The sequence below is a fragment of the Mucilaginibacter oryzae genome (genome assembly GCF_003148845.1).
In the GTDB taxonomy this organism is placed as follows: Bacteria; Bacteroidota; Bacteroidia; order Sphingobacteriales; family Sphingobacteriaceae; genus Mucilaginibacter; species Mucilaginibacter oryzae.
In genome coordinates, this window is record NZ_QGHA01000003.1 from 283,554 (window position 1) to 307,661 (window position 24,108).

Here is a 24,108-nt window from a genome sequence, read left to right on the forward strand (position 1 = left end):
TATTCGAAGTAGTCATTAAAACGATGGCAATTTTTAATGTAAACTGATATAAAAGTATAAATCAAGCAGCCTTTTAACCGAAGGTAAAAATTAACAACCGTAGCGTGACCGGAAAGCTGAAACTAATGTGAAGAAACTTTCCCGTTGTGTTTGCTTGCCTTGTATGCCTCAATTTACTTAAAAACAGCATTTAAATCAATATTTCAAATAACTATATTGTTAATCCCTTAATTGTGCAACAGTCACACAAATACAGCGTGGGTTGGCAAGCGCAGCAAATCCGGGGTAAATAAATATGCGGGTAATAATTTTATAAATCATCTAATGATGGGTTATTATTCTTTCAAGAGGGGAATCGCACAATACCGTCGATTTTTGCTAAACTCGACGGGTATACCTTGGATAGGTTTTTTAGGATGCGGCTTCATCCAATTGCAATATTGAGGCGTTTGTTTGCTTGCCTATTTAATTAGCTTTACTTTTGAGATAAGTATTTAAATGAAAAACACTACCAAAACTCCGGGTTCAGGGCCTACCTATAAAGCTGCGGGCAAAGTGGCTACCATTATCGAAAGGCATTTCAGGCACTTCCATGCCAAAGCACTTGCCGATAATGACGAGATAGACCTTGCTCCTACACCAGGCTGTACTACTATCGAATCGCTTATCGATATCTCATTTTGGGCAAGTTTGCGCCGTGAGGAGGGCTTTTCGCCTAAGTTTACGCTGGCTTTTTTACCGCCCGAGGCAGCCGGGCAACCCTTATTGTTTGGCAGTAAAATAAAACTCGCGCCTAATATTCTTACTAAGTTCGCTTCGGCGGTACAACAGCCGGGTATTCATCTGGGCGTGTGGTTAGAGGATGATGAACTATACATCTGGGGAACTACCCTCGCTATCCCGGCTTACTGCTTTGTATTGGAAGTAATTGAACCGGGCTTGCTGGTAATTAAACACCGCCGCGTTGAGGGCTTCGGTAAATTTGTAAATATAGCCATATTAAAAGGCGACGAAATTAAAGTAGTTGATGAGCATGGCTCCAGTATTTCTGATTGCCCCAATGTACTCTCTGCCATGCTTGATTTTACTTTGCCTTCCCTGTGGAACGACCCGGTGAATGTATTGGTTCAACTGGCTACCTCTATGCAGGCCCACAAGCGCGGCGGCATATTACTGGTGGTGCCATCAAACAGCGACGAATGGCGCGAATCCATCATCAGCCCAATCTCCTACCCGGTTAATCCTCCGTTTTCAGGTTTAACAGATCTGATGATCCACGAGGGTATCGACCGATACCATACCTCCTGGCAGGAAAAAATGCGCCGCGCGGTAGATACCATCGGCGGCTTAACCTCTATAGACGGAGCAACACTGATAAACGATAAACATGAACTACTGGCTTTCGGCGCTAAAATAGGCCGATCGGCAAAAAGTTCGCCTGTTGAAGAGATTGTAGTTACCGAACCGATAGTAGGCTGTTCAACCCGCGTTATCCACCCGGCGCAAAACGGCGGCACCCGTCACCTGGCCGCGGCACAGTTTGTTTACGATCAAAGGGATGCCCTGGCACTTGTAGCATCGCAGGACGGCCGGTTTACGGTATTTGCATGGTCGCCGATAGTGGGGATGGTGCATGCGCACCAGATTGATATATTGTTATTGTAATTTGTCTGAACCGGAATTTGGGGAAATTAAGAAATTGACAGAATTTGAAAAGGCGGAAAGCAAATTCGATAAATTCTCAAATTATTTTAAAATTTGAGTTCAGACAATGAATTCCGCCTGCAAACTCCCCCTTCAGGGGGCCGGGGGGCTCAATCGCAATTCAACAACAAATCGTAATATTTTTTCATCAGCACCGTATCGTAGTTCACTAATGATTGATAGGCTTCTGATACCAGTTCATTCAATATCGATGAACCCAGCTGGCCGCCTCCGTTGGGGATGGAGTCGTAGTAAACGATAATTTCTTTAACCCTGATAATTTCATACAAAAGCTGCTGCACCAGATCGGTCGAGCCGGCCGACTGCATCCCCTGGGGGTTGCTGTTCAGAAAGTCTAAAGGATCATTATTAGTAACAGGGGTCATTTTTATCAAACAGGATCGGATTTCGGCTTTACCAATTACATCTTAACTGCTTATAAGTTTAAACATCAGCTTTTTGTTTTAAAAAAATGAAAAATTTTAAAACAAAATAACAAAACCCTCTTAAAGAGGGTTTTGTATTATCAATAACTGATTAATTATTCGGTTTTTGTTCCGGTTTTTCCGGTTTTGGCAATAATACTTTTCTTGAAAGCTTCAGTTTACCTTGCTTATCAATATCAAGTAATTTAACCCTTACCTCGTCACCAATCTGGAAGATACCGTCCATCGTTTCAAAACGGCGGTGGTCAATTTCCGAGATATGTAATAAACCGTCTTTACCAGGCATAATTTCAATGAACGCGCCGAATGGCATGATCGATTTTACTTTACCTTCGTAAATTTCGCCAACCTCAGGTTTTGAAGCGATAGCACGGATGCGGCCTAAAGCTGCATCTATAGAAGCTTTGTTATCAGCAAAGATCTGAACAATACCCTGGTTATCTTTTTCCTCGATAGAAATGGTAGCGCCGGTTTCGCGTTGCATCTCCTGGATAATTTTACCACCTGGCCCGATAACCGCGCCGATAAATTCTTTATCAATTTTAATGGTAACGATACGCGGAGCGTGTGGTTTGTAATCCTCGCGTGGTTTTTCAATGGTTTTGGCCATTTCGCCAAGAATATGTAAACGACCCTCTTTAGCCTGGTTCAAAGCGTTGGTTAACACTTCGTACGAAAGACCGTTAATTTTCAGGTCCATTTGTACTGCAACAATACCGTTTTTAGTACCGGTTACTTTAAAGTCCATATCACCTAAGTGATCCTCGTCGCCAAGGATATCTGAAAGGATAGCGTATTTGGTACCCATTTCGTTGGTGATCAGGCCCATCGCTATACCTGATACCGGTTCTTTAATTTTAACGCCGGCATCCATCAAAGCCAAAGTACCCGCGCAAACGGTAGCCATTGATGATGAACCGTTTGATTCGAGGATATCAGAAACTACACGGATTGTGTATGGGTTTTCATCTTCAGAAGGCAATACCTGTTTCAACGAACGCATTGCCAGGTTACCATGACCAATTTCGCGGCGACCGGCACCCCTGTTTGGCCTAACTTCGCCGGTTGAAAAACCCGGGAAATTGTAGTGCAACAGGAATTTTTGATAACCGTTAATGAAAGCACCGTCAATCATTTGCTCATCATCCTTACCGCCGAGGGTAACAGAAGTTAATGACTGGGTTTCGCCACGGGTAAATACCGCCGAACCGTGAGCAGATGGCAAATAACCAACTTCGCTCCATATCGGGCGGATCTGGGTAGTGGTACGACCATCTAAACGTTTACCTTCGTCTAATACCAGGTTACGGATAGCATCGTACTCCACATCGTGGTAGTATTTTTTAGCAAGTGTTTTGGTAGCCTCATCAATCTCTCCTAAAGTTTCGATGTACTCATCACGCACCTGTTTAAATTTAACAGCACGTTCGTCTTTTGCCGAAGCCGAAGAAGCAACCGCGTATACTTTATCATAAGTAGCAGCGTAAATAGCTTTTTTCAGTTCTTCGTCGTTGTTTTCGTGGCTGTAAACACGTTTTTCAGTTTTACCGGCTTCAATGGTCAACTCTTTTTGAGCTAAACACTGAACTTTAATAGCGGCATGGGCAAATTTGATAGCCTCAACCAATTCAGCTTCCTGGATCTCTTTCGATTCACCTTCAACCATGTTGATATCGTGCTCGCTGCCGGCTACAATAAATTCTAAGGTAGCTTTTTCAAGCTGGCTTAAGGTTGGGTTAATCACCAGCTGGCCGTCAATTTTAGCAACACGTACTTCAGAGATAGGACCATTGAAAGGAATATCAGATACTGCTAAAGCAGCAGATGCTGCCAAACCGGCCAAAGCATCAGGCATAATATCTTTATCGGCAGATATTAATGAGATCATCACCTGGGTATCAGCATGATAATCATCGGGGAACAAAGGGCGTAAAGCACGGTCAACCAAACGGGAGATCAAAACCTCATAGTCTGACAAACGGGCCTCACGGCGTAAAAAACCACCAGGTATACGGCCTGTTGCAGCGTATTTTTCCTGGTAATCAACAGATAACGGCAAAAAGTCGACACCTTCTTTTGCTTCAGGCGATGATACAACGGTAGCCAATAACATGGTATCACCCATTTTCACTACTACCGAGCCATCAGCTTGTTTGGCCAGTTTACCTGTTTCGATCTCGATAGTGCGTCCGTCGCCCAGATCGATAACTTTTTTAATTACGTTTAAACTCATCTTTTTTTGTTTGTGATGCGCTTTTCATCTTCGGGAGCGCACCGGGATTTTATGTGTGTAAATATATTGTTTCAAAAGTAAAAAAGCCATCCTCAAAACAGGATGGCTTTTAAATAAAAAAGGAGAGAATTACTTAATGATATCCCTAAGCTGTAAAGCTTTGATGATAGCACGGTACCTTTCAATGTCTTTATTATACAGGTAAGCAAGTAAAGCACGACGTTTACCTACTAATTTTTGCAATGATAATTGAGTTGAAAAATCCTTTTTGTTTTTTTTCAAATGCCCTGTTAAGTGAGCAATACGGGTAGTAAATAAAGCTACCTGACCTTCGGCAGAACCTGTGTCGGTTGCTGATTTACCATGTTTTGCAAAGATCTCTGCCTTTGCTTCTTTACCTAAATACATTACTTGAATAATATTAAAGCGTTAACTATTTTGTTATTTGTGGGTGCAAAGATAGTGATTAATTACGCAATTGCAAGGGGTGGGTGATTTTTAAGTAAGTGGTTGATTGGGTTGATTATGTAAGTGGTTGATTAGATATCAGATCAAGGAATGTGTCGATGCTTATCACGTTCACCTTCGGAAAGTCAATCAAAATCAATCCCTGAAAATGTGCGTCGTTAGTTACTATAAAATCAGCGCTTCCAGCTATTGCCGCATCAACAAACTTATTGTCGTCCGGGTCTTGCTCAATCAATTTCCATCCAAAATAAACATCTACTTTACGAACGTTATTTAAATTCAATAGCATTTCGGCAATATTGCTGGCAACAATATTATTGGTCTTTTGCTGGATAATTTTCTATGTATTCAGAAAGAATTTCGTTGCTTAATATCAATTCAAACTTTGAAGCAATTAGCGCATCAAAAATTGGCCGGTAGATTGACTTTTTAGGGATCGATACCAAAAGCGCGTTGGGATCTAAAACAATAGTCATTTAACGTTATTTTCTTAAATGTTCTTTTGACCAACTTTCCATAGTTTCAGCGTCCCAATTATATTCATCCCACAACCTATCCATTTCTTCTGTAGCCGATTTTGCAAAGTATTGCGCAAGAATATCCTTTATCTCCGCCAATTGCTTTTCAGGCAGGTTATACGGAAATAATTTCAGCAACTCCAATTGCATATTGGTTAATTTTTCAACCGCACTCATAACGATGTATTTACTTGATAAACAAAAATAAGCAAATTAATGCTAATGCTACCTATCGAAATCAGGGGCGTTACCTGCGGCCCGCGCTATACGCTCATACTGCACGGGCCTTAGCCGCAAGGCCGGTATCCGCTCCTATCGCTAACGCAAATTTCGTTAAACTTCAGCCAACCACTCACTTAATCAACCACTCACCTACAACAAATACTCCCCTGCCTTACCGTATTTTTCCAGCTGCCTTATCCCTGTACTTGAAATATGTTCAAACTCCATATCGCAAAAAATGGCGGTTACGTTGATCTCTTTACCACCTAATTCCTGCAGATAGCGGTATTGGTTTAACTCATATTGCAGGTCGGAGCCATTCCTTAACCCGCGGATAATCGTAACCTCGTAACCAAGGCTATTAATAAATTCGGTTAGCAAACCTTCGTAGGTTTCCCGGCTTAGCATAACTGCAGACAGCAAGGTTCCTGGCATCAACCGTTACTAACTACTCTAAATAACACATCTCGCCAAAACAAAAAACCACCTGTTATTACTAACAGGTGGCGGGATATAAAATTAAAACAATAAACTGCTAAGCAAGGTTACGGCCGGCATTTACAATACCGTAAACCGTACGGATCACCAGCTTGTTGTAAACATCATTAAGCCCGGGATCCTTTTGGTTATTTAAACATTGCAGGGCGTAGTGCTGGATAATTACCAGCGGCAATACAATCTTTTCGCGGATGGCGATCGAACGTCGTTCAACCGGGTATTCTTCCATCAGTACCGAGCTTCCTGTCAGTTCCAGCAGCATTTCGCGGGTAAGTACAAACTCATCCTTCAGGGTTTTCCAGAACCCGCCAAACCTTTCATCATGTTCCAGGTACGCGGTAACACGGAAATCTGATTTCGACATCGCCATCATACAATTATCCAGCATGGTTTTAAAAAAACCTGATGTTTGGTACAACTCTTTAACCTCATCCCATCCGCCGCTTTCTTTAACGCTTTTCAGCGCAGTACCTACACCATAAAAACCGGGGATGCTTTGTTTCAACTGGCTCCACGAAGTTACAAAGCTGATAGCCCGCAAATCTTCCAGTTTCAACTGTGCACCAGCGTTACGCTTGGTTGGGCGGCTGCTGATATTGATCCTTGATAATAACTTCAGCGGACTAAATTTTTCAAGGTATTCAACAAACAACGGGTGCGCACGCAAATCAACAAACAGTTTATAGCTGATATCAGCCATTTGCTGAATCAATTCTTTATGGCGGCTATCCAGCAAATCATTCCTGTTAGGGTGAAGGGCAGATATCACACCGGCATTAATCAACTGCTCCATGTTAAACCTCGCGGTTTCCACCGAACCATATTGCGAACTTACGGTTTGCCCCTGTATTGTTAACTGGATGTGTTCGTTAGCGATCTCCTTACCCATCGAAGCGTAAAAACGATGTGTTTTACCGCCGCCACGTGCCGGCGGGCCTCCCCTGCCATCAAAAAACGCCAGCTGGATGCCGTATTTACGGGCCATAGCGGTAAGCTCAACTTTAGCTTTATAGATAGACCAGTTGGCCATCAAATAACCGCCATCTTTGGTGCTATCCGAGAAACCAAGCATAATGGTTTGCTGGTTGCCCCTGTTTTTCAGGTGCTCGGCGTAAAACGGATGTGTGTATAACTGCTCCATAATGCCTGCGGCATGGGTAAGGTCATTCACGGTTTCAAACAGCGGCATAAAATCAATGCTTAGGCTTTCTTTTTTCCAACCGCTCCATAAAAATAAATCAATAAGCTGCAGAATATCTGATGCGCGCTGGCAGTTACTGATAATAAAACGCTGACAAGCCTTTTCGCCGTTGCCTTTCTGAATTTCCTTAACCAGCCTGATGGTATCCAGCGTATCGTGGATCATGGCATCCTGCTCTTCCTCAGGGCAAACAAAATCAGCTTCCTTAAATACAAGGGCTTTTATTTTCTCTTCTTCGCTCAGCTCGTTATAACCTTCAGGCACTTCTGTATCGATATTTTGCGTACAGTACTCAAAAACCTTACGCAGAATGCGGCTATCCTGCCTGATATCAAGCGTTGCGAAATAACATCCAAACAGGCGTACCTTCTGGATCATATCCTCAACAATATCAACAAACAAACCATCATGGTCCTTCAGGATCACTTCTTTTATCGAAAGCAAAAGTTCCAGTAACTCACCTTGCAGATCAACCGGGGTGAGCTGCTCATTAGCGTTTTTATAGAACAAAGTTTCCAGTTTAGCCATGGCCTGCTCCACACCACGGAAAGTAATGCGGCGTTTCAGCGTACGGAAATCGCGGTAATAGCACCTGAACAGGCGCTGCCTTAAAAAGCTGGCTACATCTTTGGTGGTTTGCGTGGTTACGTTAGGGTTCCCGTCACGGTCGCCGCCCGGCCAGAAGCCGAGTTCCAGGATCTGGCGGCTCGCGGCATCAATATCAAATTCTTCTTCAAGCTTAGCCTGAATATCTGATACGGCGTGGTAAAATATATTTTCCAAAAACCATGACAGGCTGATGGCCTCATCCACAGGCGTTGGCGATGTTTTATTAAAAAACGGGGTTTTGCCCAATTGCTGCAGCAACACATCGATATTGGTAATATCGTTGGTTTTAACGGCCTCAATAAGGTCGGTCATGATACCAAGCACCGTGCCCGGGTAAAACTGGGTTGGGTGCGCTGTAAGCACCAGGCGCAACGAAAAATCCTTCAGTTTTTCGCTGATGTCCTGACGGGCTTCTTCGCTGATGGCTGCATGTTGTAAAAGGCTTTGCAGGGTACCACTATCATCAAACTTACCTATTTTGTTAAACGACGAATCTTCAATGGCATCAAACAAAACCACCTGGCGTTCAATATACTGGATAAACCTGAACATGCGGTTAATTTGCTCGCGATGGTCAATATCCGGTACATACTTTTCAAAAAACGATTGTATGATGTTGGTCGGCGAATCGTGGGTGATAGCGCCCTTTTCGCAGTGCGAGCTAAAGAACGGCAATAAGATACCGGTATCTTTTACCTGGTAAAACGGAAGCGTTTGAAACAAACTGTTATATAACTCAAATCGGGTAACAACCTCACTATTAAAGGCTGCTTCTCTTTGGCTGAGTTTTAACGTTGGCGACATAGTAAAAAGTTAAATTGAGGTAAATTGATTGGTTTAGCCTTAGGCCTTTTTCCGGGGGGTGAATTTAATGATCTTTAATTTAATTTCATCAAAAAGTAAATATTTATTAACACCATTGTGTAATTAATATGATTTCAATCAAAAAAAGCGCTTTAAATTAAAATTATGTAAATTTACCGCGGCATTTACGCCATGTAAATTATGTAAATAAAAACAGCGCCTGGCTAAACAAAATTTCTTATAATCGTTCTGTTATTTATAACGTATACCTGTTACCATGTCAATAAACACAAGGGAAGTAAAAAGTTTTTTTTACAGTCAATATTTTTCCGATGGCATCAGGATCTGTATAGGCATTTTACTGCCTTCGCTGCTGTTAATGCAGTTTGGCAAGTTTGATCTGGGGCTTACCCTTTCGCTGGGCGCGCTGTGTATTTGCGTTATTGATACGCCCGGTCCGGTTTCGCATAAGCGTAACGCCATGGCGGCAGGCAACCTGTGCCTGTTTCTGGTGGCTGTTATAACGGGGTTTGCCAGGCTTAATGTATTCACCCTCGGGGTGGAGATCACATTCTTCGCCTTTTTGTTTTCAATGTTTACCGTGTACGGTAACAGGGCGGCCTCGGTAGGCACCAGCTCTTTACTCATCATGATATTTATGATGGATAAAGCACTTGATGCGCCTGAAATATTAGGTTACAGCGCCATCATATTAGCCGGCGGGGTTTGGTATATGATATTCAGCCTGCTGTTTTTTGGCATCCGACCCTATCGCGCGGCACAACAGGCCCTTGGCGAAAACGTGACCGATATAGCCCGTTTTTTGCGTATTAAAGCTGATTTTTATTTATCAGATACGGATATCGACGAAAATTACCGGAAGCTGGTTTCCAAACAGATCCAGGTGAGCCAGCACCAGGATGCCGTGCGCGAGTTGCTGTTTAAAAGCCGCATTATGGCCCGCGAATCAACAGCGCCAAGCAGGATATTGGTATTAACCTTTGTTGACCTGGTAGATATTTACGAGCAGATTATGGCCACCCATTACGATTACGGCCACATTCGCGAACAGTTTAAAGATACCGGCATATTGCCCGAGATAGCCCGCATTATCCATAATATGGCCGATGAGCTGGACGACATCGCCTACATTATATTATCCAACACCCGTCGCCGTCATATAACCGACTTTACCGTTGAACTGGAAAAGCTGAAGTTAAAAATCGATTCGATAGGCAAAAGCAAACACGAGACCAGCAACCTGGTACTAAAAAAGATCCTGATTAACCTGCGTTCGTTAAACGAGGGTATTAATAACATTTATAAGTACTACAGTACAAAAGCAGCCGAATCACTAACCGAGCCCAAAGCCGATGTTGAGTACACGGCCTTTGTAACCCACCAGGATTTCGCCCCGCATATTTTCTTTGATAACTTCACGCTTGCCTCGGGCGCGTTTAAACACGCCTTGCGGGTGGCCCTGGTTTGTTTAATAGGCTTTATTACTGCCAAACTTGTATCCTTGGGGCACCACAGTTATTGGGTGCTGCTTACCATTATAGTAATTTTAAAGCCAGGTTTCAGCCTTTCCAAACAGCGTAATTACCAGCGTTTAATAGGCACTATTGGCGGGGGCGTTATTGGTATTGCCGTATTAACCTTTATACCCAACACAACGGCACAGTTTATTTTTTTGGTGATATTTATGTTGGGAGCTTACAGTTTCCAACGCCTTAATTATGTGGTAAGCGTAATTTTCATGACACCGTATGTACTGATCCTGTTTAAGTTTTTGGGGGTGGGGTTGCTAAACGTAGCGCAGGAACGCATCCTTGATACCATCATCGGATCGAGCATAGCGCTCATTGCCAGCTATCTTATTTTTCCAACCTGGGAGTTTGAACAGATCCAGGAAACGCTGCGTGATGTGATTGTGGCCAATATCAGCTACCTTGCTACCATTGCCGAAAGCATTTCGGGCAAAACCATCAGCGTAACAACCTACAAGCTGGCCCGTAAAGAGGTTTACGTAAAATCTGCCAACCTTTCGGCAGCTTTCGAGCGCATGACGTCTGAGCCTAAAAGCAAGCAGCGTAAGGTAAAAGATGTGCATAAGTTTGTGGTGTTAAACCATATCCTATCGTCATACATCGCCACCATAGCATCCGCGCAAAGCAAAAAAGAAATCCCGGTAGCCCATCCCGAAGCCATGAAGCTGATTAAAAAAAGCATAACGGTGCTAAATGACACCGGCAAAAAACTGGGGGGCAAGAATGTAGATTTTAACATTGGCAAGATCCCCGTTCCGGATCCGGAAACTGAAAAAGCGGTACAACGCGCCGAAGATGTGCTGCTAAAAGAGCAGCTGGGTTTTATTAACAAGATCAGTTATGATATAGCGAAGGTAACTGATGGAATACTGACAGATTAAGCTAAATAACCAACACTAAACCTATGCCTTTCACATTTGCACATCCGGCCATAATATTGCCGCTAACCAAACGCGATAAACGAGGGCTATCGCTAACCGGCCTGATAACGGGCGCTATCGCGCCTGATTTTGAATACTTTATCCGGATGCGCATATATAGTATTTACAGCCATACCGTTTCAGGGTTGTTTTGGTTCGATGTTCCGATGGGTACGCTCATCGCCTTTTTGTTCCATAACCTCGTCCGTAATTCACTTTATGATAACCTGCCATCAATAATAAGCGCGCGGCTGTATCCTTACAAATCATTCAACTGGAACACATACTTTAAAAAGCACTGGCCAGTAGTTCTGTTATCGATTTTGATCGGAGCGTGCTCGCATCTCTTTCTTGACGATTTTACGCACGCGCAGGGATATTTTGTAAAGATTGAACCTGGCTTTTTCACGCGGCATATAGTTGGTTCGATACCTCTTTTTAAAATATTACAACACACGTTTACATCACTAAGTGCCTTATATATTGTTTATTACATCCAAAAGATGCCAAAAACTGATGCGGATAATAAACCCACATTACTATACTGGGCTTGTATTGCATTGTTAAGCGTAATTATTCTAACAGTACGATTTTGGATAATTCCCGATTACAGGGGTATCGCCAATGTTATAGTTTCCGGCATATCAGCTTTTATGGTGGGATTAATTGTAACGCCGATGGTTGTACAGCGTAGTTGATTACCCGTAGCAGAATTTGGGGATGAACAGGATTCTCTGTTTTTTTTTGAACTCGAATCTATACAATTAAGGAATTTACAGAATGTACTGCAAATTCAAAACCCCCTTAATTCCATCAATTCCGGCCAAAAAAAGTTTAAACCTTTAAATTAAATTATTTCGAAATACAAAAATACCTGCTTACAAAGATAGCTTGCTGAGGTTTTTTCCCTACTTTAGCCATCAATGATACCTGTTGTTTCAAAGTTACCCCAAACCGGAACTACCATTTTCACCGTAATGTCGGCCCTGGCCAACGAGCTCGGTGCTATAAACCTGTCACAAGGTTTTCCGGATTATGACTGCTCGCCCGACCTGGTCGAACTGGTTAATAAGGCCATGAAAGCCGGGCACAACCAATACGCACCCATGGCCGGTGTAATGGCCCTGCGCGAGCGTATTGCCGAAAAAACCGAGAAGCTTTATGGCGCGGTATACAATCCCGAAACCGAGATCACCATTACCGCCGGGGGCACACAAGCTATATTTACCGCCATAAGCGCGGTGATCCACCCCAATGATGAGGTGATCATTTTCGAGCCGGCTTTTGATTGCTACGCTCCCGCCATTAAACTGATGGGTGGCGTGGTAAAATCGCTGGCGCTTGAACCGCCCGATTACCGGATTGCCTGGGATATGGTGAAGCGGCTGATTAACCAGAAAACAAAAATGATCATCCTTAACTCGCCGCATAATCCTACGGCTACTATTTTGCACAAAGAGGATATTGACGAGTTGAGTGCGCTGGTTAAAAACCAGGATATATTGATACTAAGCGACGAGGTTTACGAACATCTGATTTACGATGGCGAAACCCACCACAGCTTGGCCCGCTACCCCGAATTACAGCAACGCAGCTTTATTATAGCATCGTTTGGCAAACCTTTTCATGTAACGGGCTGGAAAATAGGGTATTGTATGGCACCGGCTTACCTGATGAACGAGTTCAGGAAAATTCACCAGTTTTTAGTGTTCGCGGTAAATACGCCTATCCAGTATGCCATTGCCGAACATTTAAAAAATGAAGAAACTTACCTGGGTTTAACAGCGTTTTTCACCGAGAAACGCGACCATTTTCGCAAAGGCCTTGAACAAACCCGTTTTAATTTGCTGCCGTGCTCAGGATCATACTTTCAATCAGTAAGTTATGGCAACATCACCGACGAAAAGGATGCCGACTTCGCCATCCGCATAGCAAAAGAATTTGGGGTGGCAACCATACCTGTTTCGGCCTTTTACAGCAAGGGTATTGACCATCATGTGTTAAGGTTTTGTTTCGCCAAAAGGCAAGAAACTTTGGATAAAGCCGTTGATAGATTAATTCGTATTTAACTTTTGGGTTCATGGTTCATAGTTGATGGATCATAGCCGGATTGTTTGAGTTTGAAGTAGGTTCATGATTCATTATTGATGGATCATAGCCATATTGTAAAAGTTTAATCAGGATGGATCAACCTGTCGTCATGCATTTTCTGCCATGAACCATGATCCATCAACTATGAACCAACTACTATGGACAATCTTAAAATTACCGTTTTTCAGGGCTATCTTTTTTGGGAGAATACCGATAAGAATCTTCAGAATATCACGCTCCGGCTCTCGGGTGGCATCCGCGAAAAAACAGACCTCATTATATTGCCCGAAATGTTTTCTACAGGCTTCAGCATGAACGCCGCAGAACTGGCCGAACCAATGGACGGCAAAACCATGCAGTGGATGGAAAAAACAGCCATGCAGTATGATTGTGTGATAACCGGAAGCATCATTATTAAAGAAGCCGGTAACTATTACAACCGCCTCATTTGGATGCGGCCCGATGGTACATATAGCCATTACGATAAACGCCATCTTTTTGGTATGGGCAAAGAAGATGAAACCTACACCGCGGGCACCGAAAAGCTTTTTGTTGAGTTAAACGGATGGCGCATTTGCCCGGTTATTTGCTATGACCTGCGTTTCCCGGTATGGCTGCGCAATGTTGAAGCAAATCCTTATGATCTGCTCATCATCGTAGCCAACTGGCCCGAACGCCGCGCGGCCCACTGGCGTACACTCATCCCGGCCCGCGCCGTTGAAAACCAGGCTTATGTAATTGCGGTTAACCGTGTTGGTCACGACGGTAACGAGGTGTACCACAGCGGCGATTCAACGTGTATTGATCCGGCCGGAAACGTGGTTTACTATAAACGCGACGAAGAAGACCTTTATACCTTCAGCATTATTGGCGACGAGGTTGAAAAAGTGCGCAGAGCCTTACCTTTTTTGAAGGATGCGGACGAGTTTAGGATCGTTTGATCAGAGGTTTCTCTGAATCAGGACTAGCTTTCTTGCGCTCATCTTCGATGAGCGCTTAACATGGTTTCGCATCTCTGATGCGTGACACTCTTTCTTGCGCTCATCTTTGATGAGTGCCTAACATGGTTTCGCATCTCTAATGCATAACACGCGATATAATCGCGAACCCATGTGAAGCACCCGTTGAAAACGAGCGCAAGAAAATTTAATTACAACGTATCAATCCTGCAAATTCAGATTCAGACAATCTTCATTTTGATTTCCTTCACTTCATACAAAATTCATAACTAATTTGAATTTTTGTTTTGTTGAATTAGAAGAAGGAAATGCGAACTATTAAATCCCTGCTATTAATATCCCCTTTGTTTTTTAGTTTATTATCACAAAAGGCCGATGCACAGACAGACACATTAAAAATTAATTTTCAGGACGCCGAAAAGCAGTTCATTGAAAATAACCTAAGCCTGCTCGCCCAAAAGTATAATGTAGATGCCTCGAAGGCATTGATACAACAAGCTAAACTGTGGGATAACCCTACCCTGAGCACCGATCAGAACATTCATGACGGGAGCACCAATAAATTTTTTAACCACAGCAATGGTGGCGGACAAATTTTTGTTCAGCTAAGCCAGGTGTTTACTACAGCCGGCAAACGCGGCAAACAGGTTAAAGTAGCCGAAGATGACGCCAAAGTTCAGGAAGCCGCTTTTAACGACCTGATGCGGAACCTGAAGTACAACCTACAACTGGATTTCAGTCAGCTGGCTACCCTTAACGCGCAACAGGCGGTTTATCAAAACGAGGTTAAATCAGCTACAGAACTGGTTAACGCCATTCAAAAATCATATGATGTGGGCAACACCTCCATGCGAGATCTGATCAGGCTGAAGGCATTGCTGTTCGGGTTGCAAAATGATATGGTAGAAAATAACCGCCAGATCAATGATCTGCAAACCGAGCTTAAAACACTGCTGCAAACCAAAGAGACCACTTTTATACAGCCCATAGTTAACGATAAACCGGTTGAAAACGTTGACCTGGACGTGCAATCGCTCATTAACCAGGCCATGGCTAACCGGCCCGACTATCTTTCCAACCAGTACCAGTTAAGTTCGGCAACGCACAACCTCGCCTATCAAAAAGCATTGGCTGTACCGGATATCACAGCCGGCTTTTCGTACGATCAAAACAGCAGTTACGCGCGGCACTATTACGGCCTGCAAATAGGGTTCCCTATCCCGCTGTTTAACCGCAACCAGGGCAATATCAAATCGGCACAATACAATATCAAAAGCCAGGAAAGCACTTTAAAACAAAGCGAGTTCCAGCTAAAAAATGATGTTGTGGCCGCGGTTAACCAGTATAAGTTAAACCAACAGCTATTTTCAACCCAGCAAATTGCCTTTAACGAGCAATATGATAAACTGTTTGGCAGCATGCTGAAAAGCTTTCAGCAACGCCAGATAAGCCTGGTGGAGTTTGTGGACTTTTTTGACACCTATAAAGATACCAAGCTTAAAATATTGCAGCAGCAATTTAACCTGCAAAAAGCCATTGCCGACCTCAACTTCGCAGTTGGCACCAACGTAATAAAATCCTGACTAATTACTATTAAAGACTAACATGATGAAAAGAGAAACGCTGTTTTCCGGCATCTCCGCCTTGCTATTGCTTGCCGCCTGCAAAGGCAAAACCCCTCCCGCTGTTGAAAATAAACAGGTAACTGTAAGCGACTCGATGGCGAAGATCATTACTATCGATACCGCCAAAATAGCCACCATAAAAAATGAGCTTACGCTTTCGGGCGAAGTTTCGTACGATGACAATACCGTTGTTAAGGTATTCCCTTTTTCGAGCGGACAGGTTATGGACGTTAAAGTTTCCCTTGGCGATAAGGTAGCTAAAGGTCAAACCCTGGCCATTATACGCAGCGCGGATGTGGCCGGTAATTATACAGATCTGAGTTCTTCAAAATCAGACCTGTCGATATCAAAACGGCAACTTGAACAAGCCGAATATCTTTATAAAAACGGCATTTCGAGCGAGCGCGATTATACCGAGGCTAAAGAAAATTACAATAAAGCCGAGGCTGCCTATAACAAGGTAAAGCAACAAATAGCTATTAACGGCGGCGGTAATACCTCAGCCGGCGGCACCCTGGTGATTAAGGCTCCTGAAGGCGGTTTTGTGGTTGAGAAAAATATCACAGCGGGCAGCTTCATCCGCCCGGATAATGCTAATAGCATGTTCACCATCTCGAATATGAAAGATGTATGGATCTGGGCCAACGTTTTCGAGTCGGATATCAACCGCGTTAAAGTTGGTTATACTGCCAAAGTAACCACAATTGCTTATCCTGATAAAGTATTTACCGGTAAGGTTGACGCCATCAGTTCGGTACTTGACCCTGATAATAAAGTAATGAAAATCAAGATCGTGTTGCCCAACGAAGGCATGATGCTTAAACCGGAAATGTTTACCAGCGTGATAATTGCCAACAGCGAAAAAGCGCAATCGGTAGCTATACCTGCCAAAGCCGTGGTTTATGATAACAGCAAAAACTTTGTAGTAGTTTATAACAATAAAAATGATCTGAAGGTAAGGCAGATATCGGTAATTAAAACCGTTGAGGATACCACCTACATATCATCGGGCTTGCAGGCCGGCGATAAGATCATATCTAAAAACCAGTTGCTTTTTTATGATGCCCTTGCAGGCAATAACTAAGTACCGGCAAACTAAAATTGCCGGGCTCAAAACCGGCGCTCACGTTTTTAAAACAGAGATACTACAATGAACAAGTTCATCAAAAATATTATATACTTCTCGCTAAGGCACCGCTACTTTGTGTTTTTTATGACACTGGTACTGGTGGTGCTTGGTGTTTGGAGTTACTCGAACACCCCTATCGAGACTTTTCCGGATGTTACCAATACGCAGATCATCATTATAGCCCAATGGCCGGGCCGCAGCGCCGAAGAGATGGAAAAAATGGTGACCATACCAATGGAAACCGTTTTAAACTCGGTACAAAAAAAAGCTAACCTGCGTACCACATCATCATTCGGCCTTTCCTATGTCCGCATCATTTTTGACGATGATGTTGATGATGCCTTTGCCCGCCAGCAGGTGTTAAGCCGCCTGGGCAATGCCGATTTACCCGACGGCGTTAAACCAGAAGTTGAACCGCCGTACGGCCCCACAGGCGAAATTTTCCGTTACACGCTGAAAAGCCGCACCAAATCATTACATGAGCTTACCGCTATACAGGATTGGGTGCTTGACCGCCAGTTTAAATCAATCCCAGGCGTGGCCGACGTAAACAGCTTTGGCGGCGAGGAAAAAACTTACGAGGTAAGCGTAAACCCATCGTTATTGCAGAAATACGGACTTACCTCGCTGGACGTTTATAATGCCATTAACCGCAGCAACATCAACGTGGGTGGCGATGTGATTGAGAAGAACGACCAGGCTTATGTGGTTCGCGGTATAGGCCTCATCAATAATATCGACGAGATCCAGAATATCATTATCAAAAACGTAAACAACGTGCCTATCCTTGCACGTGACATTGCCGATGTACGTGAAAGCGGATTGCCGCGCTTAGGGCAGGTTGGCCGCGATAAGGCCAATGACGTTATTGAAGGTATTGTGGTGATGCGCAAAGGCGAAAACCCTGCCGAAGTATTGGAACGCATCAACGCTAAAGTAAAAGACCTGAACGCGCACGTTTTACCAAACGATGTAAAGATCTCTACTTTTTACGACCGTACCACGTTGATGGACTTCTGTACTGAAACCGTTATCCACAACCTTTGCGAAGGTATTATCCTGGTAACCGTAATCGTATTGCTGTTCATGGCCGATTGGCGTACTACGCTTACAGTGGCAATCATCATCCCGCTGGCCTTATTGTTTGCCTTTATCTGTTTAAGATTGAAGGGTATGAGCGCCAACCTGCTTTCGATGGGCGCGGTGGATTTCGGGATCATTATTGATGGCGCGGTGGTAATGGTTGAGGGCATTTTCGTGGCGCTTGATCACAGGGCCAAAGAAGTTGGCATGGAGAAGTTTAACAAACTCGCCAAACTTGGCTTGTTTAAAAATATCGGCGCCGAAATGGGGAAAGCTATCTTCTTCTCCAAACTGATTATCTTAACCTGCTTGGTGCCCATCTTCGCCTTTCAAAAAGTAGAAGGTAAAATGTTCTCGCCGCTGGCTTATACATTAGGTTTCGCATTGTTGGGCGCGTTGATCTTTACACTAACATTGGTACCGGCGCTATCAAGCATCCTGCTTAATAAAAACGTAAGGGAAAAGCACAACCCGGTAGTATTGTTCTTTGAGAATGGCATCCGCCGGATGTTCAGCTATACTTACCGTAACCAAAAGTTAAGCCTCATCGTAGCTATAGCCTTTATGGCGGTTACCTTCTTTTCGGCTAAGTTTTTAGGTTCGGAATTTTTGCCACAGCTTAACGAAGGCGCCCTTTGGGTTACCGCGCAGCTGCCCATGAGTACCTCGCTTGAAAGTTCGGTTAAGGTTACTGATAAAATGAGGCAAATTCTGTCAACCTTCCCCGAGGTGAAACAAACGCTGTCGCAGGTGGGCCGCACCAATGACGGTACCGACCCCAAGGGCTTTTTTAACGTACAGATCCAGGTGGATTTGCTGCCCAAAAAACAATGGAAACGTCCTATTTCGCAGGAAGAATTGATAGCCGAAATGGACAAGAAGCTGAGCCAGTTCCCGGGGATTGTGTTCAACTACTCGCAACCTATTATTGATAACGTGGCCGAGGCGGTGGCGGGTGTACCGGCTTCGATGGCAGTAAAAATATTCGGTCCCGATTTCCAGGTACTTGACCAGAAGGCCGACTCGGTAATGGCCGTACTTAAAAAAATCCAGGGCGTTGAGGACTTAGGCATATTGCGCAACCTCGGTCAGCCCGAATTCAGGATAGAGCTTGACCAGCGTAAAATGGCGATGTACGGCGTATCAACCGCTGATGCCAACTCGGTTATTGAAATGGCCATAGGCGGAAAGGCAGCCTCGCAATTATACGAAGGCGAACGCAAGTTTGATATCCGGATCCGTTATCAAAAACCGTTCAGGGATACCCAAAGCAAGATCGAAAACCTGATGGTGCCTACGCTTAACGGTTCAAAAATCGCCATTAAAGAGATCTCGAAAATTACCACATTAACCGGTCCGGCATTTATTTACCGCGATAACAACATGCGTTACATCGCGGTGAAATTCTCGGTACGTGGCCGCGATTTGGGTAGTACCATTGCCGAAGCACAGGAAAAGGTAGGCGCCGCCGTAAAACTTGATCAAGGCTACTCATTCACCTGGAATGGTGAGTTTGAAAACCAGATCAGGGCATCAAATACTTTGGCCCACGTGGTACCTATTTGTTTACTGGTGATATTCCTGATCCTGTTCATTACCTTTGGTAACGCTAAAGATGCCGTGTTGGTGATCCTGAACGTACCATTCGCGCTGATAGGCGGTATTCTGGCCCTGCATATTACAGGCACCAACTTCAGTATTTCGGCAGGTATCGGTTTCATTGCGCTGTTTGGCGTATGTATCCAGAACGGGGTGATCCTGATATCGGTATTCAAGAAAAACCTTGAAGAAAAAATGCACCTGGATGAAGCCATCCGCGAGGGGGTGATATCACGTGTGCGCCCTGTGGTGATGACCGCTTTAATGGCTGCTATTGGCTTGATGCCGGCAGCCGTTTCAACCGGCATCGGTTCTGAAACGCAGAAACCTTTGGCCATTGTGGTAATTGGTGGTTTGGTTACTTCAACTATATTAACCTTGCTGATATTACCTATCATCTACGCTATAGTTTATCGTTTGTTTCACCGTCGTGAAAACCGTAAATTATTGAAAAAGGTGGGTATGATTAAAGGATAAAACATTCATTATTTCGAATTCATCGGAATAATGCCCAAACGTCATTGCGGTACTTCGCAATGACGTTTTTTTTATCTTATCAAATAATAAAATCGTGACCGTTCGGGTTAACAAATATTCATCGTAATTAATGTAATTTGTACCCATTCAAATCGAACTGCCCGCAACTAATATGTCAATCCTAAAAAACGTATTCCGCTCATCTTTGTCAATCGCGTTATTAACTGCTGTGCCCCTCATCTCATCGGCACAAAAGAAAAAAGAAAAAGATAAAGACTATGCCCAGCTTGTTGATCCGTTTATAGGTACCGGCGGTCACGGGCATACCTACCCAGGGCCGGTAATGCCATTCGGCATGGTGCAGCTTAGTCCCGATACCCGGTTGGAAGGATGGGACGGCTGTTCGGGCTACCATTATACCGATAGTTTGGTTTACGGCTTTTCGCACACTCACTTAAGCGGAACCGGAGTAGGCGATTATTGCGATGTGCTGTTTATGCCAACCACCGGCGAACCAAAGTTTAAAAACACCGAATACCGGTCGCACTTCAGCAAAAAAAATGAAAGCGCCGTGCCCGGCTATTACCATACCCTGTTGGATAAATATAACATAGGTGTTGAACTTACCGCTACCACCCGGGTAGGGGTGCATCGCTATAGCTATCCATCAACCGACAAGGCGAATATCATAATCGATCTGCAGCACCGCGACGAGGTGCTGGATTCATGGATTGAAGTTGTTAATGATCATGAGGTGCGTGGTTTCCGGATGTCGAAGGGATGGGCGGATAAACAGCAGGTTTATTTCTACGCCAAATTTTCTAAACCATTTAAAACTTATGGTATAGCGCTAAACAATGAGGTGCAGAATGGACGGAACAAAGTTGAGGGTAAAGATGTAAAGTTGTTTTTGCAGTTTGATAACCCTGGGGAAGTAATCAGCAAAGTAGGGATCTCTGCCGTAAGTACCGAGGGGGCATTAAAAAATCTTGATACCGAGGTGCCAGATTTCGATTTCAAAAAAGTGCAGAAGGATGCGAAAACGGCCTGGAACCACGAGCTGAATAAAATCCAGGTAGAGGGCGGCGCGCCCGCCCAGGCTCCTCAAAGCCACCCCGCAGGCGGCACAGGGCCTTATGGCTATGCGCCCCCTGCCAAAAAAACACCACAGGTTGACTATGCTAAAATAAAGCAAACTATATTTTACACCGCGCTTTACCACAGCATGGTAGCGCCCAGTATTTACAGCGATATCGACGGGCAGTACCGCGGTCTCGATCAGCAGGTGCACACCGCGCAGGGCTTTGATTATTATACGGTATTTTCGCTATGGGATACCTATCGGGCCGAAAACCCTCTGTTAACGCTGATTGATCGGAAGCGCACGCTTGATTTCATTAAAAGCTTTATGGCGATGTACGAGCAGGGTGGTTTGCTTCCCATCTGGCCGCTGGCTACCACCGAAACCTATTGTATGATCGGCAACCATTCGATCCCGGTTATAGTAGATGCCTACGCTAAGGGCATCCGCGATTTTGATGCCGAAAAAGCTTTTACGGCTATGAAAGCGGCAGTAAACCGCAACCAGTTTGGTTTGGATATTTACCGTAAAAACGGTGCGGTACTATCTGATGTTGAAGACGCATCGGTATCTAAAACCTTAGAGTACGCTTATGACGACTGGTGCATTGCCCAAATGGCCAAAATGTTAAATAAGCCGCAGGATTACGCCGAATATATTCAGCGGGCACAATACTGGAAAAACGTTTACAACAACCAGAATACCTTTATGCAGGCCCGCTTTAACGGGGGATGGTTCCAACCCTTCGACCCTACCGAAATCAACGGTAATTATACCGAAGGTAACTCCTGGCAGTACTCGTTTTTAGTACCGCATGATGTAGAAACGCTGATAGAAAAAATGGGCGGCAAACAGGCCTTTGAAGCGAAACTGGACGAACTGTTCACTACTCAATCAAAACTATCCGGTGCGGATGTGCCGGACGTAAGCGGCTTGATTGGACAATACGCGCATGGCAACGAACCAAGCCATCACATCGCTTACCTGTACAACTTCACCGATTCGCCCGATAAAACGCAGTTTTATGTAAGCCGCATTTTGCGCGAGGAATACAGCAACAAGCCCGACGGACTGGCAGGCAATGAGGATTGCGGGCAGATGTCGGCCTGGTATGTAATGAGTTCGCTGGGCATTTACAACATCGCTCCCGGTCAGCAGGATTTCCAGATCGGCATCCCGCAGTTTGACAAGGCCACCATCAACCTCGAAAACGGCAAAAAGTTTAACATCATAAACCCGGGAGCAGGCATAACCCGCGCCAATATTTACCTGCAGGGCATGAACCTTGATAAAAAGGTATACAGCAAGCTTTTTATCAACTATGATGATATAGCCAAAGGCGGCGATTTCGAAGTATTTACCGGCAGGCTGGCCAACCGTATTTTTACCCAGGACCTGGAAAAACCAACCTCAAAAATCAGCGATAGCCTCATTGTTGCCAACCCTTACATTATAGCCCCGGCCAAATCATTTAAACATCCTTTCACCATCCAGATTAAAAGCCCGGATGCCGACGCGAAGATCTTTTACATGCTGGACGGCTCTACCCCTACCGCTGCATCTACTTTGTACACCCAGCCCATCAGCATAAACAATAATATCACAGTAAAGGCCATCGCTATAAAAAACGGAAAAAGCAGTTTTGTTGACGAGGCCAGTTTTATCAAGCTTCGCGATGATATTAAACTAACTATAGTAAACAAATACCTGCCCAACTACGCCGCCAAAGGCGATGAAAGCCTGATTGACGGGCAGCGCGGCACCACCAACTGGCGCCTGGGCAACTGGCAGGGCTACCAGGGCAAGGATTTTATAGGCATTGTGGATATGGGACCGGTTAAACCGGTTGCAGAGATAGGTTTAAACACCTTGCAGGATAGCCGTGCCTGGATCGTATTCCCTAAATATGTTCAGTTCTGGACATCAAACGATGGCAAAACTTATAAACTGGCGGCCACCATTAATACTAAAGTTGACATTAAGGATACCGACGTGCAAACGCAAAATTTTTCCGCAGCGCTAAATACCAATACCCGTTACATTAAGATCATAGCCAAGCAGTACGGTCCGCTGCCTGATTGGCATGAGAATAAGGGTAGCCAATCGTACATTTTTGCGGATGAGATAACAGTGAAATAGCTGTGATTTAGTGAATATTGATTGGAGAATAGTTGTAATAGTTTGCCTCTTATCAGCTACATGATATGGTGATTCGCTGTCCATATGCCTGTAGTTTGCAACTACAGGAAAAGACTGCTACTGCAGCCCCGGAGTTTCAAACTCCGGGCATAGCTCATTCGAAGCCGGAGACCTGGAACAGCGAATTGAGGAAAATGAATATTTTCGCCAAATCCCCAAATATTGACCAATAGTTAAAAATACACCAAACCTTTTTCCATCCCCGGGGTTTTTAATTGCAAAAAACTTTACCACAGCATGGAAAACTACAAACCTACTACTGATGACGGCAAAACCGCCGGCATCATAAGCTATTTTACGCTTATTGGTTGGCTTATCGCCTATTTTGCGTTGTATAATAACAACAAAACCGCGCTGGCATCTTACCAGCTCAGGCAAACATTATTGTTTCACCTCGCTTCTATCCTGGTTTCATGGGTTGCAGGCTTTATTATCGGAGCAGCCTTTATCACTTCCGGGGTTTTTATTGGCGTATCCATTTTATGGATTATTCGCCTTGGTTTTTTAATTATCTGGATCATCGGCCTTATAGGCGCTATAAACGGCGAAAGAAAACCGATGCCGCTTATTGGTGAACCCGCCCAAAATATGTTTTCTGGTATATAATAACAGTACTCCCGGCAAAACTTACAAACCTGCAATGCTTTGTAAGTTTTGCTGTTTCAATACCAACAGCGGCGAGAGCGGTTAAA

The 24,108-nt window shown here is 44.2% G+C and carries 17 protein-coding genes; 10 read left to right on the forward strand and 7 right to left on the reverse strand.

What is annotated here, in order from left to right; genetic code table 11:
- The first annotated feature begins 498 nt into the window (after positions 1–498).
- Positions 499–1,665, forward strand: coding sequence for a putative sensor domain DACNV-containing protein (locus tag LX99_RS10420; RefSeq protein ID WP_109607828.1), 1,167 nt, complete (start codon positions 499–501; stop codon positions 1,663–1,665).
- A 149-nt stretch (positions 1,666–1,814) separates the two neighbouring features.
- Here the strand turns inward: LX99_RS10420 and LX99_RS10425 are convergent, their stop codons facing one another.
- From LX99_RS10425 to LX99_RS10455, 7 genes are all read right to left on the reverse strand, one after another.
- The gene (locus tag LX99_RS10425) at positions 1,815–2,090 is read right to left on the reverse strand and encodes a hypothetical protein (RefSeq protein WP_109607829.1); all 276 of its coding nucleotides are present in this window, start codon (positions 2,088–2,090) and stop codon (positions 1,815–1,817) included.
- 151 nt (positions 2,091–2,241) lie between these two features.
- On the reverse strand, positions 2,242–4,383 hold the full coding sequence (pnp, locus tag LX99_RS10430) for a polyribonucleotide nucleotidyltransferase (RefSeq protein WP_109607830.1): 2,142 nt from the start codon (positions 4,381–4,383) through the stop codon (positions 2,242–2,244).
- Between the two features lie 129 nt (positions 4,384–4,512).
- Positions 4,513–4,791: a 30S ribosomal protein S15 gene (gene rpsO, locus LX99_RS10435; protein WP_022833422.1), complete on the reverse strand. Its 279-nt coding sequence runs from the start codon at positions 4,789–4,791 to the stop codon at positions 4,513–4,515.
- A gap of 115 nt (positions 4,792–4,906) precedes the next feature.
- On the reverse strand, positions 4,907–5,188 hold the full coding sequence (locus LX99_RS26455; protein WP_407937402.1) for a PIN domain-containing protein: 282 nt from the start codon (positions 5,186–5,188) through the stop codon (positions 4,907–4,909).
- 145 nt (positions 5,189–5,333) lie between these two features.
- Entirely contained in the window at positions 5,334–5,546 is a 213-nt protein-coding gene (locus LX99_RS10445) for a hypothetical protein (RefSeq protein ID WP_109607831.1), read from the reverse strand.
- A gap of 195 nt (positions 5,547–5,741) precedes the next feature.
- Complete coding sequence (locus tag LX99_RS10450) at positions 5,742–6,026, reverse strand: nucleotidyl transferase family protein (protein WP_109607832.1); 285 nt, start codon at positions 6,024–6,026, stop codon at positions 5,742–5,744.
- A gap of 100 nt (positions 6,027–6,126) precedes the next feature.
- Positions 6,127–8,703 (reverse strand): phosphoenolpyruvate carboxylase, encoded by a 2,577-nt coding sequence (locus LX99_RS10455; protein WP_109607833.1) that lies wholly within the window; start codon positions 8,701–8,703, stop codon positions 6,127–6,129.
- 277 nt (positions 8,704–8,980) lie between these two features.
- On the opposite strand from LX99_RS10455, the gene LX99_RS10460 reads away from it, so the two are divergent.
- The 9 genes from LX99_RS10460 (at position 8,981) to LX99_RS10500 (ending at position 24,022) form a co-directional block, all read left to right on the forward strand.
- Positions 8,981–11,134 carry an FUSC family membrane protein gene (locus tag LX99_RS10460; protein WP_109607834.1) on the forward strand — a complete coding sequence of 718 codons (2,154 nt, stop codon included), beginning with the start codon at positions 8,981–8,983 and terminating at the stop codon, positions 11,132–11,134.
- Positions 11,135–11,157: 23 nt separating this feature from the next.
- Positions 11,158–11,871, forward strand: coding sequence for a DUF4184 family protein (locus tag LX99_RS10465; RefSeq protein WP_109607835.1), 714 nt, complete (start codon positions 11,158–11,160; stop codon positions 11,869–11,871).
- 225 nt (positions 11,872–12,096) lie between these two features.
- A complete protein-coding gene (locus LX99_RS10470; protein WP_109607836.1) occupies positions 12,097–13,242 on the forward strand; it encodes a methionine aminotransferase in 1,146 nt (381 codons plus the stop codon).
- A gap of 180 nt (positions 13,243–13,422) precedes the next feature.
- Complete coding sequence (locus tag LX99_RS10475; RefSeq protein WP_109607837.1) at positions 13,423–14,205, forward strand: amidohydrolase; 783 nt, start codon at positions 13,423–13,425, stop codon at positions 14,203–14,205.
- Between the two features lie 326 nt (positions 14,206–14,531).
- On the forward strand, positions 14,532–15,806 hold the full coding sequence (locus tag LX99_RS10480; RefSeq protein WP_109607838.1) for a TolC family protein: 1,275 nt from the start codon (positions 14,532–14,534) through the stop codon (positions 15,804–15,806).
- Between the two features lie 22 nt (positions 15,807–15,828).
- Positions 15,829–16,932: an efflux RND transporter periplasmic adaptor subunit gene (locus LX99_RS10485; RefSeq protein WP_245927890.1), complete on the forward strand. Its 1,104-nt coding sequence runs from the start codon at positions 15,829–15,831 to the stop codon at positions 16,930–16,932.
- 66 nt (positions 16,933–16,998) lie between these two features.
- Positions 16,999–20,136 (forward strand): efflux RND transporter permease subunit, encoded by a 3,138-nt coding sequence (locus LX99_RS10490; protein ID WP_109607840.1) that lies wholly within the window; start codon positions 16,999–17,001, stop codon positions 20,134–20,136.
- 172 nt (positions 20,137–20,308) lie between these two features.
- A complete protein-coding gene (locus tag LX99_RS10495; protein ID WP_109607841.1) occupies positions 20,309–23,356 on the forward strand; it encodes a GH92 family glycosyl hydrolase in 3,048 nt (1,015 codons plus the stop codon).
- A gap of 297 nt (positions 23,357–23,653) precedes the next feature.
- Positions 23,654–24,022 (forward strand): hypothetical protein, encoded by a 369-nt coding sequence (locus LX99_RS10500; protein WP_022830438.1) that lies wholly within the window; start codon positions 23,654–23,656, stop codon positions 24,020–24,022.
- Positions 24,023–24,108: the final 86 nt, after the last annotated feature.

Coding starts and splice junctions, on each gene's coding strand:
- LX99_RS10420 (WP_109607828.1), top strand. CDS start 499: ATGAAAAACACTACCAAAACTCCGGGTTCAGGGCCTACCTATAAAGCT.
- LX99_RS10425 (WP_109607829.1), bottom strand. CDS start 2,090: ATGACCCCTGTTACTAATAATGATCCTTTAGACTTTCTGAACAGCAAC.
- pnp (WP_109607830.1), bottom strand. CDS start 4,383: ATGAGTTTAAACGTAATTAAAAAAGTTATCGATCTGGGCGACGGACGC.
- rpsO (WP_022833422.1), bottom strand. CDS start 4,791: ATGTATTTAGGTAAAGAAGCAAAGGCAGAGATCTTTGCAAAACATGGT.
- LX99_RS10445 (WP_109607831.1), bottom strand. CDS start 5,546: ATGAGTGCGGTTGAAAAATTAACCAATATGCAATTGGAGTTGCTGAAA.
- LX99_RS10450 (WP_109607832.1), bottom strand. CDS start 6,026: ATGCCAGGAACCTTGCTGTCTGCAGTTATGCTAAGCCGGGAAACCTAC.
- LX99_RS10455 (WP_109607833.1), bottom strand. CDS start 8,703: ATGTCGCCAACGTTAAAACTCAGCCAAAGAGAAGCAGCCTTTAATAGT.
- LX99_RS10460 (WP_109607834.1), top strand. CDS start 8,981: ATGTCAATAAACACAAGGGAAGTAAAAAGTTTTTTTTACAGTCAATAT.
- LX99_RS10465 (WP_109607835.1), top strand. CDS start 11,158: ATGCCTTTCACATTTGCACATCCGGCCATAATATTGCCGCTAACCAAA.
- LX99_RS10470 (WP_109607836.1), top strand. CDS start 12,097: ATGATACCTGTTGTTTCAAAGTTACCCCAAACCGGAACTACCATTTTC.
- LX99_RS10475 (WP_109607837.1), top strand. CDS start 13,423: ATGGACAATCTTAAAATTACCGTTTTTCAGGGCTATCTTTTTTGGGAG.
- LX99_RS10480 (WP_109607838.1), top strand. CDS start 14,532: ATGCGAACTATTAAATCCCTGCTATTAATATCCCCTTTGTTTTTTAGT.
- LX99_RS10485 (WP_245927890.1), top strand. CDS start 15,829: ATGATGAAAAGAGAAACGCTGTTTTCCGGCATCTCCGCCTTGCTATTG.
- LX99_RS10490 (WP_109607840.1), top strand. CDS start 16,999: ATGAACAAGTTCATCAAAAATATTATATACTTCTCGCTAAGGCACCGC.
- LX99_RS10495 (WP_109607841.1), top strand. CDS start 20,309: ATGTCAATCCTAAAAAACGTATTCCGCTCATCTTTGTCAATCGCGTTA.
- LX99_RS10500 (WP_022830438.1), top strand. CDS start 23,654: ATGGAAAACTACAAACCTACTACTGATGACGGCAAAACCGCCGGCATC.